The 14,454-nt window shown below is 73.9% G+C and carries 11 protein-coding genes and 1 pseudogene; 1 reads left to right on the top strand and 11 read right to left on the bottom strand.

The features are described 5' to 3' along the window. Positions 1–24: 24 nt before the first annotated feature. Genes ACRAKJ_RS14995 through ACRAKJ_RS14980 form a run of 4 tightly spaced genes read right to left on the bottom strand, consistent with a single transcriptional unit; the run spans position 25 to position 4,257 of the window. Positions 25–1,287, bottom strand: a complete 1,263-nt coding sequence (locus ACRAKJ_RS14995) for an enolase C-terminal domain-like protein (RefSeq protein ID WP_438923993.1) — start codon at positions 1,285–1,287, stop codon at positions 25–27. A gap of 1 nt (position 1,288) precedes the next feature. Further along, positions 1,289–2,116, bottom strand: coding sequence for an ABC transporter permease subunit (locus ACRAKJ_RS14990; RefSeq protein ID WP_438923994.1), 828 nt, complete (start codon positions 2,114–2,116; stop codon positions 1,289–1,291). Beyond that, positions 2,116–2,982 carry an ABC transporter permease subunit gene (locus ACRAKJ_RS14985; protein ID WP_438923995.1) on the bottom strand — a complete coding sequence of 289 codons (867 nt, stop codon included), beginning with the start codon at positions 2,980–2,982 and terminating at the stop codon, positions 2,116–2,118. Before ACRAKJ_RS14985 ends, ACRAKJ_RS14990 begins: the two co-directional genes overlap by 1 nt. A 3-nt stretch (positions 2,983–2,985) precedes the next feature. Further along, positions 2,986–4,257, bottom strand: a complete 1,272-nt coding sequence (locus tag ACRAKJ_RS14980; protein ID WP_438923996.1) for an extracellular solute-binding protein — start codon at positions 4,255–4,257, stop codon at positions 2,986–2,988. A 378-nt stretch (positions 4,258–4,635) separates the two neighbouring features. Here ACRAKJ_RS14980 and ACRAKJ_RS14975 point away from each other — a divergent pair, with 378 nt between their 5' ends. Next, a complete protein-coding gene (locus ACRAKJ_RS14975) occupies positions 4,636–5,661 on the top strand; it encodes a LacI family DNA-binding transcriptional regulator (protein ID WP_438923997.1) in 1,026 nt (341 codons plus the stop codon). Positions 5,662–5,667: 6 nt separating this feature from the next. On the opposite strand, the gene ACRAKJ_RS14970 is transcribed toward ACRAKJ_RS14975, so the two are convergent. From ACRAKJ_RS14970 to ACRAKJ_RS14940, 7 genes and pseudogenes are all read right to left on the bottom strand, one after another. Continuing rightward, positions 5,668–6,561 (bottom strand): TIM barrel protein, encoded by an 894-nt coding sequence (locus ACRAKJ_RS14970; RefSeq protein ID WP_438923998.1) that lies wholly within the window; start codon positions 6,559–6,561, stop codon positions 5,668–5,670. Between the two features lie 4 nt (positions 6,562–6,565). Continuing rightward, positions 6,566–7,756, bottom strand: a complete 1,191-nt coding sequence (locus tag ACRAKJ_RS14965; protein WP_438923999.1) for a substrate-binding domain-containing protein — start codon at positions 7,754–7,756, stop codon at positions 6,566–6,568. Between the two features lie 29 nt (positions 7,757–7,785). After that, complete coding sequence (locus tag ACRAKJ_RS14960; protein ID WP_447008989.1) at positions 7,786–8,793, bottom strand: ABC transporter permease; 1,008 nt, start codon at positions 8,791–8,793, stop codon at positions 7,786–7,788. After that, entirely contained in the window at positions 8,790–9,734 is a 945-nt protein-coding gene (locus ACRAKJ_RS14955) for an ABC transporter permease subunit (RefSeq protein WP_438926214.1), read from the bottom strand. Before ACRAKJ_RS14955 ends, ACRAKJ_RS14960 begins: the two co-directional genes overlap by 4 nt. A gap of 56 nt (positions 9,735–9,790) precedes the next feature. Further along, a complete protein-coding gene (locus ACRAKJ_RS14950; protein ID WP_438926212.1) occupies positions 9,791–11,299 on the bottom strand; it encodes an ATP-binding cassette domain-containing protein in 1,509 nt (502 codons plus the stop codon). Positions 11,300–11,327: 28 nt separating this feature from the next. Then, a pseudogene (locus ACRAKJ_RS14945) lies at positions 11,328–12,629 on the bottom strand (RICIN domain-containing protein); the annotation flags it as partial. Positions 12,630–12,724: 95 nt separating this feature from the next. Further along, positions 12,725–14,425 carry a ThuA domain-containing protein gene (locus tag ACRAKJ_RS14940; protein ID WP_438926211.1) on the bottom strand — a complete coding sequence of 567 codons (1,701 nt, stop codon included), beginning with the start codon at positions 14,423–14,425 and terminating at the stop codon, positions 12,725–12,727. Positions 14,426–14,454 lie beyond the last annotated feature (29 nt).

Below are 14,454 nucleotides of genomic sequence, written 5' to 3'. Positions count from 1 at the left end.
GTCGGGCGGGTCGGGACAGGCGGGTCAGGACGGCAGCGGGTTCAGGTGGTCGGGCGGGACCGCGACGCCGGGGTGGACCGCGACACCGGGCGGGACCGCGACACCGGGCGGGGCCGCGACACGGGTCGGGACGCCGACGTCGGGCGGGACCGCGAGCAGGCGGTGACCGGCGCGTTCCGGCCGGGTGTGCGGCCCCTCGGACACGGGTCCGGTGAGCAGGCGGCGGGACGCGGCGACCGCCTCCTCGTCGACGCGGATGCCCAGCCCCGGGCTGTCGCCCAGCACGAACGCGCCGTCCTCGACGTGCAGGTCCACCGAGAGGCCCACCGGGGGCCGCAGGTCCTGCAACTCGCTGACCAGGTGGTTGGGCACCGACGTCGCGGCGTGCAGCAGCCCGACCGGGGTGGTGCCGATGGGGCTCACCGGCAGGTCGTGGGCGTGGGCGAGGGCCGAGACCCGCAGGAAGTGGGTGACGCCCCAGCCCGCCCCCGCCTGCACGACGTCGACCGCTCCCGCCGCGATCAGCGGGCGGTACTGCTCCAGCCCGGTGAGGTTCTCCCCGCTGGCGACCGACGCCCGGACGCCCCGGCCGACGACCGCGTGCCCCTCGACGTCCCACCGCCGGACGGGTTCCTCGACCCAGATCAGGTCGAGCGTCCGCTCCAGCTCGCCGACGTGGCGGACCGCCTGCTTGCGGTTCAGGGCCTCGTTGACGTCGAGCATCAGCCCCGGTCGCGCCCCGCGGCCGGCGGCGGTGAGCACGTCGCGGACCAGGATGAGGCGGTCGCGGTCCCGCTCGACGTCCAGGCCGCCCTTGATCTTCGCGACCCGGAGCCCGCGGTCGGCGTAGGTCTCGTACGCCGCCACGAGCTCGTCGTCGCCCAGCCCGATGTCCAGGCCCGAGGCGTAGGCCGGGACGCGGCGGTCGCGCCCGCCGAGCAGCCGCCACAGCGGTTCCCCGGCGACCTGCGCCTTGATGTCCCACAGCGCGGTGTCGACCGCGCCGATGGTGCCGAACACCGCGCCCGCGTGGCCCGCCTTGAACACCCGGCGCAGCATCCGGTCGTAGAGGGAGGTGACGCCCCGGGGGTCCTCGCCCTCGACGGCGGCGAAGACCGCCTCGATCTCCACGTGCGACCCGAGCCCGACGCCGCTGACGCCGACGTCGGTCTCCACGACGACGATCGGCACCCGGACGACGCCGTCGGCGTAGACGCCGTTGGCGTCGCCGACCGGCCGTCCCCAGTCCTGGACGGTCGTGAGGGCCCGGTAACCGGTGATGCGCATGTCAGCCCTTCGTGGCCCCGGCGGTGACGCCGTCGGCGATCCGGCGTTGCAGGAGCAGGTAGACGACGAGGACGGGTACCGCCGCGATCAGCACGCCGGAGGCGAAGACGGGGATGTCGTCCGAGTACTGGCCGCGCAGCGAGGTGACCCCGACCATGAGCGTGCGGTGCTCCGCCGACGGCATCACGACCAGGGAGATGAGGACGTCGTTCCAGCAGAACAGGGCGTTGAGGACACCGGCCGGGATGAGCGCCGGGACGCCCACCGGCAGCATGATCCGCCAGTAGGCGCCGAGCACCGAGCTGCCGTCGACCCGGGCCGCGTCCAGGATCTCCGCGGGCACCGCCGAGTAGTAGCTCGTCATCAGGAACACGGTGAACGGGAGGAACTGCGCCACGTACGCGAGGACGAGCCCCGGGTAGGTGTCGACGAGGCCGGTGTCGGCCAGGACCCGGGTGAGCGGGACCATGATCACCTGGAAGGGGATGAACAGCGCGGCGAGGCAGCCCAGGTGGATCGCCGACGAGCCGCGGAACCGCAGCCGGGCGAGCGCGAACCCGGCCATCGACCCGAACAGCAGCAGCAGCGCCACCGAGCAGGTGACCACGACCGCGGAGTTCAGGAAGTACCGGGAGGTGCCGACGCTCGTCCACGCCGTGGTGATGTTGTCCCACCGCGGCGCGGACGCCGGGGAGAACCGGTCGAGGACGTACTCGCGGCGCGTCTTCACCGCGACGTTGGCGGTGAACACCAACGGGTACACCGTCGCCAGCGCGAGCCCGGCCATCGGGACCGCGACGAGCCACCTGCCCACCCCGCGGCCGGCCATCAGCCCTCCCGGCCCGCGCGCCGCAGGACGCCGATCTGGGCCAGCCCCACCAGGAGCATGATCACGAACAGCGCCGTGGACGCCGCCGAGGCGAGCGCGGGCTGGTCGAACCGCCCCTGCTGGACCCAGATGTAGTACTCGGGCAGGTAGGTGGACCCCTCCGGGCCGCCGCCGGTCATCACGAACAGCAGGCCGAACATCGAGGTCAGCATGCCGATCATGGTGGTCACGAAGACGAACTGGATCGTGCGGGTCAGGCCGGGGACGATCACGTGCCGGATGGTCCGGGCGAGGGACGCGCCGTCCACCCGGGCCGCGTCCACCAGCGAGGGGTCGAGCGCGGCGAACCCGGCCAGGAAGACGACCAGGGCCATGCCGAACGTCGCCCACACGTGCACCCCGACGACGGCGAAGATCGCGACGTCCGGGTCGCCGAGCCAGTCCACCGGCCCGAGGCCGACCACCCCGAGGAGCCGGTTGACCGGCCCGTCGAAGCCGAGCAGCAGGGTGAAGATCGCGCCCACGACCACCGGGGACAGCACGGCCGGGAAGAAGTAGACGCCCCGGTAGACCCGGTGCCCCGGCACCTTGAGGTAGATGAACGTGGCGAGCAGCCCCGGGATCGCCACCGCCACCGGGAGCAGCAGCACGAGCAGCCCGACGTTGCCCAGCGCGGTGCGGAACAGCGGGTCGCCGAACAGGGTCGCGTAGTTGTCCAGGCCGACCGGCGTGCCGTTGCGGTCGCCGTCGCCGGTGAAGGAGAAGTTGACCCCGAGGGCCAGCGGCCACAGGCGCAGCGCGACGACGACCAGGACGGTCGGTGCCACCAGGACGAACGGGGCGAGGCGCTCGCTCCGGAGGTGCACGGGTCAGCCCGCCGCGTCGGAGGCGGCCAGCTGCTCCACCGCCTCGTCGACGGTGGTCGAGCCGCTGAGCAGCTGCTGCGAGAGGCGGCCCATCAGGTCGAGGGTCTTGCTGGACAGGGCGACGTGCAGGGCCGGTTTCCCGGTCTTGATCGCCGCGGCGATGGCGGTGGCGGCCGGTCCGCCGGCGGAGACGTCGACGGTGGTGTCGGAGACGATCGCGCCCGCGCCCGCGTGGAACGCGCCCAGCGCGGCGGGCGACGTCAGCGACCGCACCAGGTCCGCGGCCACGGCCGGGTCCCGGGTCCACTTCGCGACCCCGTAACCGATGCCGCCGTCGTAGGGCAGGTTCGGCGTCGCGCCGGGGTTCACCAGCGGGGCCGCCATGACGCCGATGTCGTCGGGGTCGAGGAACTCGGCGAAGTCCTTCCAGTGCCCGGTGTCCGACATCAGGCCGATCACGTGCGCGGCCTTGCCCGACTGGAAGAGGGCGAACGCGTCGTTGAACGTGGCGGTGGAGTTGACGCCGTCGTTGTTCAGCCCGGAGTCGTCGACCTGCCGCCACAGCTCGAAGAGCCGCTTCACGCCGGGCGAGGTCCAGTCCCGCTCCCCCGCGACCCAGGCGTCGTACTCGGCGGGCGCGAGGACCGCCGATCCCGTGGCGGACAGGAAGAACTGGATGCCGATGCCCTCCTTGTTGCCCACGCCGAAGCACGTGGCGCCCGTCCGGTCGGTGATGGTGCCGCAGTCCTCGACGAACTCGTCCCACGTCCGGGCGGGGGCGTCCCGGTCCAGGCCGGCCCGCTCGTACAGCGCCTTGTCGTAGTAGAGGGGGTGGCCCTGCAACGTCACCGGCGACGCGTAGGTCTTGCCGTCCCGCGTGAACGCCTCCCAGCCGGCCAGCCGCGACCGGTCGTCGGCGACGTGCTCGTCCAGCGGGACGAGCGAGTCGGCCCGGTCGCGGAGCTGACCGCCGCCGTTGAAGAGGACCACGTCGGGTCCCCGGCCGGCCTGGACCGCCGCCCCGAGCAGCGTGTAGTACTGGTCGAACGGCTGCGCCACGAACTCGACCTCGACGTCCGGGTGGCGCTTCGCGAAGTCGGTCCTCGCCGCCTCGACGTACTCGGCGACGTCGGCGTCCCCGGACTTCCAGTCCCAGACCACGAGCCGGTCGCCCGAACCGCCGGTCCGGGGGTCCGGCGCCGCGGCGCTGCCGCAGCCGGCGCTCAGCACCACACCCAGGACCAGGACGGCCGACCTCAGTGCGCGTTGCCTCATCGCTGCTCACTTCCGTCGCGCGGCCGCTCTGCCGCATCGTCGCCGCACCCACCGCCCGCGGCTGAACCACACCATACTGATGTGGACCACGACAGGGAACGATGAGTACGACTCATTCGACTGCGTTCGACAACTTTCTTCGAGTGGACAGAGCCGGATCGCCTGCCGGGCAAGAGAATCATCGAAGAAGCACGCTTGTTCTCTTGACTCCCGGGGAACCCAGGGACTGTCATGAGTAGCGGAGATCGCTGCCTGATGAGTCGTACCAATCCGCGAGGTCGACTCGGTCGCGCTCCACCCACCAGCAGCCGGGTCCGCCGACCCGCCCCGGGGAGCAGGAGGTCCACGTTGGGCGCACGACGGGTCACGTTGGCCGATGTGGCCAGGGTGGTCGGTGTCTCGCAGACCACCGTGTCCCTGGTGCTGTCGGGCCGGGGCCGGGACCTGCGGATCTCCGAGGAGATGCAGCGGCGGGTCCGCGAGGCGGCGGCGGAGATGGAGTACCGCCGCACCCGCGTCTCGGCGGGACGACGGGTGGCGGGCGCGCGGACCATCGCCTTCGTGTCCGACTCGGTCGCCAGCTCGCGGCTCGCCGGCGACATGATCGGGGGCGCGCTCGCCGCCGCCCGCCGGCGCGGCGTGACGCTGCTGTTCGGCGAGACCGAGGGCAACGCCGGGCTCGAACGCGCCCTGATCGAGACCATGCGGGACCACTGCGTCGACGGCATCGTCCTGGCCGCGGTGCACACCAGGGAGATCACCGTCCCGGCCGGGCTCGCCGCCGGTCCCGCCGTCCTGCTCAACGTGCTCCCCCGCGAACCGCTGCCGCTGCCCTCCGTCCTGCCCGACGAGGTCCGGGGCGGCCGGGCCGCCGCGCGCCTGCTCCTCGACGCGGGCCACCGCGAAGGCATCCACGTCATCGGCGCCGACCTCGCGGAGGACGACGCCGGCCCGGGGCGGACCGCGGCGGTCGCCCGGCTCACCGGTGTCCGCCGGGCGCTGGGCGAGGTGGGCGTCGAGGCGGTCAGCGGGCGCCCCTGCCGGTGGTGGCTGCCGGAGCACGGCTTCGACGCGACGCGCGCGCTGCTGGGCGAGGAGCGCCCCCGCGCGTTGATCTGCCTCGACGACCGGCTCGCGCTCGGCGCGTACCAGGCGCTCCAGGACGCCGGCCTCACCGTGCCCGGCGACGTCTCCGTCGTCTCCTTCGGCGACCACCCGATCGCCTCGTGGCTCCGCCCCGGCCTCACCACGGTCGCCCTGCCGCACCACGACCTCGGCGCGGTGGCCGTCGAGCTCCTCCTCGCCGAGGTCGAGCAGCGCGGCGCGGCCCGCCCGGACGGGAGCCGCACCCGCTACCTCCCCATGCCCGTGCGCGAACGCGGTTCGGTGGCACCGCCGCCCTGACCGCGGTCATCCCGCGAACGGCGCCGTCGCGCCGCGCAGGAACGCCAGCCCGTCCGCGGCGAGCGCGTCGGGCGAGTGGGCGAGCGGCCTCCAGACGGAGGCGGCCGTGGCGATCGCGGCGTTGTCCGGGGTGAACGACTCGATGCACAGCGGACCCCGGTAGCCGGCGTCGTCCAGCGCCTCCAGCAGCGCGGGCCAGTCCTGGTGGTCCCGCCCCGGCGTGCCGCGGTCGTTGGCGCACACCTGGACGTGCGCGATCCGCGCGCCCGCGGCCCGGACGGCCTCGGCGGGCGCGGACTCCTCGATGTTCATGTGGTAGGTGTCCAGCGCCAGCCCGCACCCCTCGTCGGGCAGCCCGTCCAGCGCCTCCAACGCCTGCTCGACCGTGTTGAGCAGGCTGGTCTCGTAGCGGTTCAGCGGTTCCACCGCGACGCGGACGCCCTTCGACGCCGCGTGCTCGACCACGGGGGCGAGGTTCTCGCGCAGCTGCGCGTAGACCGCCGGCCGGTTCCCGATCCGCCACGTGCGCCCCACGGAGCTGTACGCCGGACCGGCCACCGCGCCGCTGCCCACGATCGCCGCGACGTCCACGACGTGCCGCAGGTAGTCCTGGGTCCCGGCGACGGTGGTGGATTCGACCAGGTCCCGGCCGGGCGGCATGACGAGGCACACCGAGGCCCCCAGGTCCAGCTCCGCCAGCAGTGCCGCCGCCCGGTGCGGGTCCCAGTCGCCGGGGTGCTCCACCGGCAGCTCCACCACGTCGAAACCCCACTCGCGGATGCGCGGCGCGAGCCGCGCCAGCACCTCGTCGGTGAGCGGCGACGCCCAGACCCAGGTGCTGACGCCGATGTCCCACCGCGTCCCGGCGGACGAGGTGCGGCAGGTGATCAGCTCGTCCACGGCCCTACTTCCAGGGACCGGGGTAGCCCGGCATCGACTCGCAGCCGCACAGGGCGTAGTGCAGCGGTGGCACGTCCTGGTCGACGAAGTCCCGGACGTCGTCCCCGGTCACCTTCGGCTGGGGCAGCACCCACTCGGCGGGCACCGGCTTGCCCGCCAGGACCCGCAGCGCTGCGATGACCGGCGTGCGCCACTGGAACGTGGGGTAGGTGGGCGCGACCGCGGTCATCCCCTCGGCGACCCACGTCCGCAGGAAGTCCTGCTGGTCCTCGCCGACGAACGGCGGGATCGGCGCGCCCGCGTCCTGGAACGCCTCGACCGCGGCGACGGCGGTCGCGCCCGAGTCCATCCACACGCCGTCGATCCGGCCCTCGCGCCGGAGGTGGTCGTCGACGATGGTCTTGGTCCTGGCCGCGTCGCCGTCGGTGAACTCGACGCCGACGACGTCCAGGTCGCTGCCGGCGAAGATCTCGCTCGCCGCGGCCCAGCGCTGCTCCAGCACGTCCACGCCGGGCAGGATGCGCAGCGCCAGGACCTTGCCGCCCGGCGCCACCTCCTCCGCCAGGAACTCGGCGCCGTCGGCGCCGAACGCGAACCCGCCGATCGGGTGGATGAAGGTGACCGGGCAGTCGGAGTCGACGCCCCGGTCGAACACGATCACCGGCACACCGGTCCGGCACGCGGCCTCGACGGCGGGCGTCAGCGTGGCGGTGGTGTTCGGCGACACGACCAGCGCGTCGCACCCCTGGGAGGCGAACGACTGGATGTCGCTGACCTGCTTGTCGTCCTTGGCCTCCGCGTCGAGCACGGTGAACTCCGCGATCTCCGGGTGCAGCTTCACCTCCTCCCGCATGGTCGTGAGGCCGACCTGCCGCCAGGGGTTGTCGACCGAGGCGTTGGAGAAGCACAGGTGGTGGCCGCCACCGGGCTTGGCGTACCGGGCGGTGTCGACCATCTCCGGGTCGAGCATCGTCTCCCAAGGCCCGGGTTCGCCGACCTGGTCCGGGAAGGCGACCGGCTCGGCGGTGCGGAACCCGAGTTGTCGCTCGTACTCGGCCCGGTCGAAGAACTCCGACTCGACCGCGCCCCGACCGGTGGCGGCGGTGGCGCCCGGGTCCCCGGCCGGGAGGTCGCTCGAACAGCCGGCGGTGGCGAGGGTCGCCACGAGGGCGGTGGCGAACCACTTCCTGCGCATGGTGGTGCTCCTTGGTCCTTCGACGGCGTTCAAGGGTCGACCGGTTCGGCCCGGCGGGGCCGGGGTGCTCGGCGGGGCAGGAGCGCGCGGCGCACGTCCGCGCCGCGCGCGGCGTAGGCGACCGCCGCGATGATGATCAGGCCCTGCACGGCGGATTCGAGCGCGCCCGAGACGCCGAGCAGGTTCAGCAGCGTGAACAGGGCTTCCAGCGAGAGCGCCCCGGCGCAGGCGGCGACCACCGAGCCCCGGCCGCCGCCGAGCACGACGCCGCCGAGCACGACCGCGGTGATGGCCCGGAACTCCAGGCCCTCGCCGGCCTGGGCGGACACCCCGGCGAACCCGGCGAGCAGCACGGCGGCGACGGCGGCGAGCAGGCCCGACAGCGCGAACGCCAGCAGCCGCAGCCGGTCGACGCGGCCACCCGCCAGGCGGACGGCCGCGGCGTTGTCCCCCACGGCGACCAGGGTGCGCCCGGTGCCGCCGCGCATGAACAGCGCGGCGGCGACCGCCACCACCAGCAGCACGACCACCGACCACGGGACCCGTCCCAGGAGCGGCAGGTCGAACCCGCCCCGGCCGAAGACCCGGAACGACGGCGCCAGCGCGCCGCGCGGCGCGCCACCGGTCCACAGGAACACCGCGCCGTCGAGCACCAGCAGCATCCCGAGCGTCACGATGAACGACGGCACCAGCAGCTTCGTGGTGATCAGCCCGTTGAGCAGGCCGACGAGGAGGCCGAGGACGAGCAGCAGCGGGACCAGCCAGGGCGTGGTCGCGTCGTCCCCCGCGCCCAGCCGCGCGGCGACCACGACCCCCGCGGTGACCAGCGACCCCACGGACAGGTCGTAGCCGCCGGACACGACCACGAAGTACTGGCCGATCGCCAGGACCACCAGCGGCGCGGCGCTCTTGAGCAGCGCCAGGTAGCCGGCCGGCCCGGTGTGCGCGGGACCGGCGAAGGCCAGCGCCACCAGCAGGACGACGAGCACGACGAACACCGGGGCGGTCCCCTCGGCGAGGCGGGGGCGCCGCGTCACACCGACCTCCCGGGCAGCCGGCGGCGGGCGTACAGCGCCACGGCGGCGATGAGCACGACGCCCCGCACCACGTCCTTGAAGAACGGGTCGACGCCGAGGTCGTCGAACACGGTGTCGAGCGTCGCCAGGACGAGCACGCCGCCGATCGCGCCGACGACCCCGCCGCGACCGCCGGCCAGGGCGGTGCCGCCGAGCACGACGGCCGCGATGGACTCCAGGTCGTAGCCCGCGTCGGTGCCGACGTACGGCGCGCCCGACCCGAGCCTGGCGGCGAGGAACACACCGGCGAGGCCCGCCGCGAGCGAGCACAGCACGTGCGCGGTGACGATCGTCCGCCCGGTGCGGACACCGGACAGCCGGGCGGTGTCGACGTCACCGCCGACCGCGTACGAGTGGTAGCCGCCGCGGGTCCGCCTCAGGTACCACCACGCGCCCGCCGCGACGAGCAGCACCAGCAGCGCCGCCACCGGGACCGGCCCGACCCGGCCGTGGCCGAGGTGCTGGAACGAGCGCGGCACGCTGCCCGCCGGCCCGGTGTAGTTGTGCTCCAGGTACCCGCGCAGCACCAGGGCGACGCCGAGGGTGGCGATGAACGCGTTGGCCCCGAGGACCGTGATCACGAGCCCGTTGACGAGGCCGACGACGGCCGCGACGGCCAGCGCGAGCAGCACGCCGGGCACGACCATCGCGCCGCTGCCCGCCATGGTCTCGGCGGCCACCAGCGAGCACAGCCCGACCACGTGGGCGACCGAGAGGTCGAGCGAGCCGGTCACGACGACCACCGCCTGCCCGACCGCGACCAGGCCCAGGGCGGTGGCGCGGGTGAGGGTGTTGAGGACGCCGCCGTGGTCGAGCAGGACGCCGCCGTCGAGGGCCACGAGCACGCTGCCGACCACGAGCAGCGCGGCCAGCGCGGCGTACACCGCCGCGGTGGGGTTCAGGGCGGACCTCCCCGGTCGCGCGGCGCGCGCGGTCGGGCCGCGTCCCGGTACCGCGCTCACGCCGCCCCACCGGCCCCGAGCCCGGTGGCGAGCCTCATCACGGCCTCCTCCGACGCGCCCGCGGGCAGTTCGCCCGCCACGGCGCCCTCGTGCATCACCAGGACCCGGTCGCCCGCGCCGAGCAGCTCGGGCAGCTCCGACGAGATCATCAGGATGGCCATCCCGCTGCTCGCGAGGTCGCGCAGCAGCCGGTGGACGGCCTGCTTCGCGCCCACGTCGACACCGCGCGTCGGCTCGTCCACGACCAGCACCCGCGGCTCGACCGCGAGCCACTTGCCGAGCACGACCTTCTGCTGGTTGCCGCCCGACAGGTAGCGCACCTCCTGGTGGGGGCCGCGCGCGGTGACGGCGACCGCCTCCAGCAGCCGGGCGACGTCGGCCGACCGGCGGGCCGCCGCCCCGCTGAGCGCGGCCCGCCGCACGAGCAGGAGGTTGTCCCGCACCGACTGCCGCAGCGCCAGCCCCTCGCCCTTGCGGTCCTCGGTGACGTAGCCGATGCCGGCGCGGACGGCGGTGCGCGGCCGGTCGACGCGGACCGGCACGCCGTCCACCTCCACCGAGCCCGTGGTGAACGGCTCCACGCCGCAGATCGCCCGCGCCGTCGCGGACCTGCCGGACCCCTGCAACCCGGCCAGGCCGACGACCTCCCCGGCGCGGACCTCGAAGGTCAGGTCCCGCACCCGGTCGTTGCCCGCCGCGCGCAGCGCCAGCCGCACCTCACCCGTCCCGGTGCCGCGCGCCGGGTACAGGGCGTCGAGCGGGCGGCCGACCATCAGCCGCACGAGCTGGTCGGAGGTGGTGTCGGCGGTGGCCGAGGTCGCCACGAACGCGCCGTCCTTGAGCACCGTGACCCGCCGGCCGAGGTCGAACACCTCGCGCATCCGGTGGGTCACGTACAGGACCGCCATGCCCCGGTCGCACAGCCGCCGCACCAGCCGGTGCAGCAGGCCGACCTCGTGGCCGGCCAGCGCGGCGGTGGGTTCGTCCATGGCGAGCACCCGGGCGTCGGCGGACAGCGCCTTGACGATCTCCACCACCTGCCGCTGCGCGACGGGGAGCCGGGCGACGGGGGCCGCCGGGTCGACGGCCCCCGCGTCCAGCACGTCCAGCAGCCGCCGCGTCTCCCGCTCCATCGCCCGGTGGTCGACCCGGCCGCGCCGCACCGGTTCACGGCCCAGGAACACGTTCTCGGCGACCGAGCGGTGTTCGAGGAGCGCGAACTCCTGGTGGATGATCGAGATGCCCGCCGCGTGCGCGTCGCGCGGGGTGGCGAACGAGACCTCCTCCTCCCCCAGCACGATCCGCCCGGAGTCCGGTCGGTGGACGCCGGCCAGGACCTTCAGCAGCGTCGACTTGCCGGCGCCGTTCTCCCCGACCAGCGCGTGGACCTCGCCCGCCCGCAGGTCGAGGTCCACGCCGCGCAGCACGGGCACGCCGAGGAAGCTCTTGGTGATGCCCTCCAGCCGCACGTCCACGCGCAGCTCCCCTTCGCCTCCGGTGGGCACCCGGCCCACCCCGGTCGGAACGCGGTCAGAACTGGGAGATGAACCTCCACGCCTCGCCCTTGGTCCAGGTCCGGACGCCGCTCTCGGCGTAGGTGCCGTCGACCGGGCCGGGCATGTGGCCGTTGTCGAACGCGGCCCACTGGACGGGGTAGCCCGCCCGGCACGAGTACGTCGTGGTGACGTGGCTCATGCTGCCCTGCGCCGGTTCGCGCGGGCTCTGCGGCGCGCAGCCGTTGTTGGCGACGAACCTGTCCCGCAGCTGCCGGCCCGCGGAGATGTTGAGGACGTTGTCCGTGAGGCCGTGCAGGCCGAAGTACGCGATCGGCTGGCTGCCGCCGCTGCACCCGCTCAGCTGGGCCCCGGCGTAGACGACCACCGCCCGGAACACCGTCGCCCGGGCGCACGCGAGCGCGTAGCTCATGCCGCCGCCGTAGCTGAAGCCCATCGCGAAGCGCAGCTTCGGGTCGACGCAGAGGTCCGCCTCGATCCGCCTGATCATGTCATCGGTGAAGGTGACGTCCTCGCCGCCGGAGTTGGCCCAGCCGTTGCCGAGCCCCTGCGGCGCGACCAGGATCGCGCTGTTGTTCGACTGCTCCTGCATCCCGTAGTAGGACCACGAGGTCCCGCTCGTGCCGCCGGAGGAGACGTCGTTCATGGTGCCGCCCCGCCAGTGGAACCCGAAGACCAACCGGTACGGGCGGGTGTTGTCGTACCCGTCGGGCACGCGCAGGACGAAGCTGCGGCTCTTGCCGCCGCTCTGGATCGTGTGCGTGCCGCTGCGCAACGTCGGCGCCTTGCCGCAGCCGCTGCCGCCGGGGTCGCCGCCGCCGGTCACCTTGACCAGCTGCCACTGCTGGTTGCCGCCGCCGGTGTCGGCGTACTGGACGACGTTCGCGTTGTCCGCGGTGGAGGCCCCCTGGACCTCCACCGCCTTGCCGCTGTGCCGCGCGACCAGCCGCACGTGGCCGCCGTCCGAGTCGACCGGCCGGAACTGCTGGTTGGTGCCCCCGTGGTCGGTCCACTGCTGGATCGCGGCGCCGTCGGCGGTCGACGAGCCGGGCACGTCCAGGACCTTGCCGGAGTGCTTCGACCTGATCCGGTAGTAGCCGCTCCCGGAGTCCGCGAACTGCCACTGCTGGTTGGCCGCGTCGTGGCGCGTCCACTGCGTGATCCGCGCGCCGTCGGTGGTCACCGAGCCGGACAGGTCCAGCGCCTTGCCGCTGGTGCGGTTGACCAGGACGTACCACGCGCTCGTGTCGATCGTCGCGGCCGACGCCGGGGTCGCGCCGACCGCGGTGAGCGCGCCGGCCGCGAGGACCACCGCCGTCAGGGTGGCCGGCAGCGGTCGCCGCCGGCGGGTCGTCGGGGAGGCGGACGCCCCACCTGTGGTTGTCATCGTGCGCTCCTCCGGTTCGGGGCCCCGGTTCAGGGCAGGGTCCACCGCTGGTTGGTGCCGCCGTGGCAGCTCCAGACGATCAACTGGGTGCCGTCCGCCGACCCGCCGCCGTTGGCGTCCAGGCACCGGCCCGACTGCTGGTTCACCAGCGAACCGTTCGCGCCGGCCGCCCAGTTCTGGGCCGCGCCGCCGTTGCAGGTCCACAGGCGCACGACCGCGCCGTTGGCGCTGCCCGCCGCGTCCAGGCACTTGTCCAGCGCGCGCAACGTGGACCCGTTCACCGTCCAGCGCTGGTTCGCGCCGCCGTTGCACGTCCACAGCTGCACCCTCGCGCCGTCCGCCGTGCTGCCGCCGTTGACGTCCGCGCACTTGCCCGAGGAGCCCGTGATCGGCCCGGTGCGCGGGGTCGTCCCGCCCAGCTCCCTGATCCGGACGTTGCGGAACGACGCCTCGTCGTCGGGGCCGTGGTTCTGGAGGCCGATGTGCCCGGAGGCCAGGGACCGCGCCGGGTCGGTGTTGGTGAAGTCGTTGACCCGCACGCCGTTGAGGAACACCTGGAGGCGCTCGCCCTCGACCAGCAGCTCGAAGGTGTTCCACTCGCCGGGCGGGTTGAGCGCGGCGTCGCGCGCGGCCTGGTCGGCGGCCTTGAACCCGTAGACCGCGCCGGTGGTCCGGTCCTCGGCGTCGGAGGCGTCGATCTGCACCTCGTGGCCGTTGGCCAGCGCGGAGTTCGGGTCGGTGCCGGGCGGGAAGCCGATGACGACGCCGGAGTTGTCGTCGCCGGACACCCGCCAGTCCAGCTTGAGCGAGTACGAGCGGTACTCGCGCGCGCTGTTCCAGAGCATCCCCAGGCCGCCGAACGAGGTCAGCGTGTTGTCGGCGTTGGTGAAGCCGCCCGGCCCGGCCTGCGACCAGCCGGCGGTGGAACCGTTGTAGAGCGGGGTGTAGCCGTTCTCCGGTCGGCAGTCGGCCCTGGTCCGGTTGGCCGCGTACCGGATGCCCCCGAGGACCATCGCGCGGAACCCGGGCTCGGCGTAGCTGGACTGGCTGTGACCGCTGCCGGTGTAGAAGGAGCGCCCGCCCTGGACCGCCTTGCACCAGGTGTGCGGGTGGTCGGCCCCCATCGAGCCGCCGCTGTAGGTCGACTCGTCCAGGGTGGCCAGCACGCGGGCCGTGGACCGGACGCTGCCGCGGAAGTTGTACCACTCGTCGGTGCGGGTCCACGCCGGTGCGAGGTGCGCGGTGGCCGCGTGCGCCCGGTTCTCCACCCGGATCGTCGCCTGCTGCACCGCGGGGTGCGAGGTGAAGTAGGTGCCGACCAGCTCGCCGTAGAACGGCCAGTCGTACTCCGTGTCGGACGCCGAGTGGATGCCGACGTACCCGCCGCCGCCCCGGACGTAGGACTCGAACGCGGTCTGCTGGGTGGCGTTGAGCACGTCGCCGGTGGTGTTGAGGAACACCACGGCCTCGTACCGCGCCAGGTTGGCGGTGGTGAACTGGGCCGAGTCCTCGGTGGCGGTCACCGTGAAGCTGTTGGCCGCGCCCAGTTCCCGGACCAGCTGGGTGCCGGCCGGGATCGAGTCGTGGCGGAAGCCCGCGGTCTTGGAGAAGACCAGCACGTCGTACGGCGCGTCGGCCGCGGCGGCCGGCGGGGTGGAGCTGAGCGCGGCGACGGTCAGGGCCGCGGCGGCCACGCCGAGCGCGCGCCGGGCCAGCGGGCGTCTCGTCATCGGGTGTCTCGTCATCGGCTGTCCTCGCC

The sequence above is a fragment of the Saccharothrix sp. DSM 118769 genome (assembly GCF_052936295.1).
The sequence above is the reverse complement of the archived record's forward strand: the minus strand, read 5'-3'. Positions and strand labels throughout refer to the sequence as shown.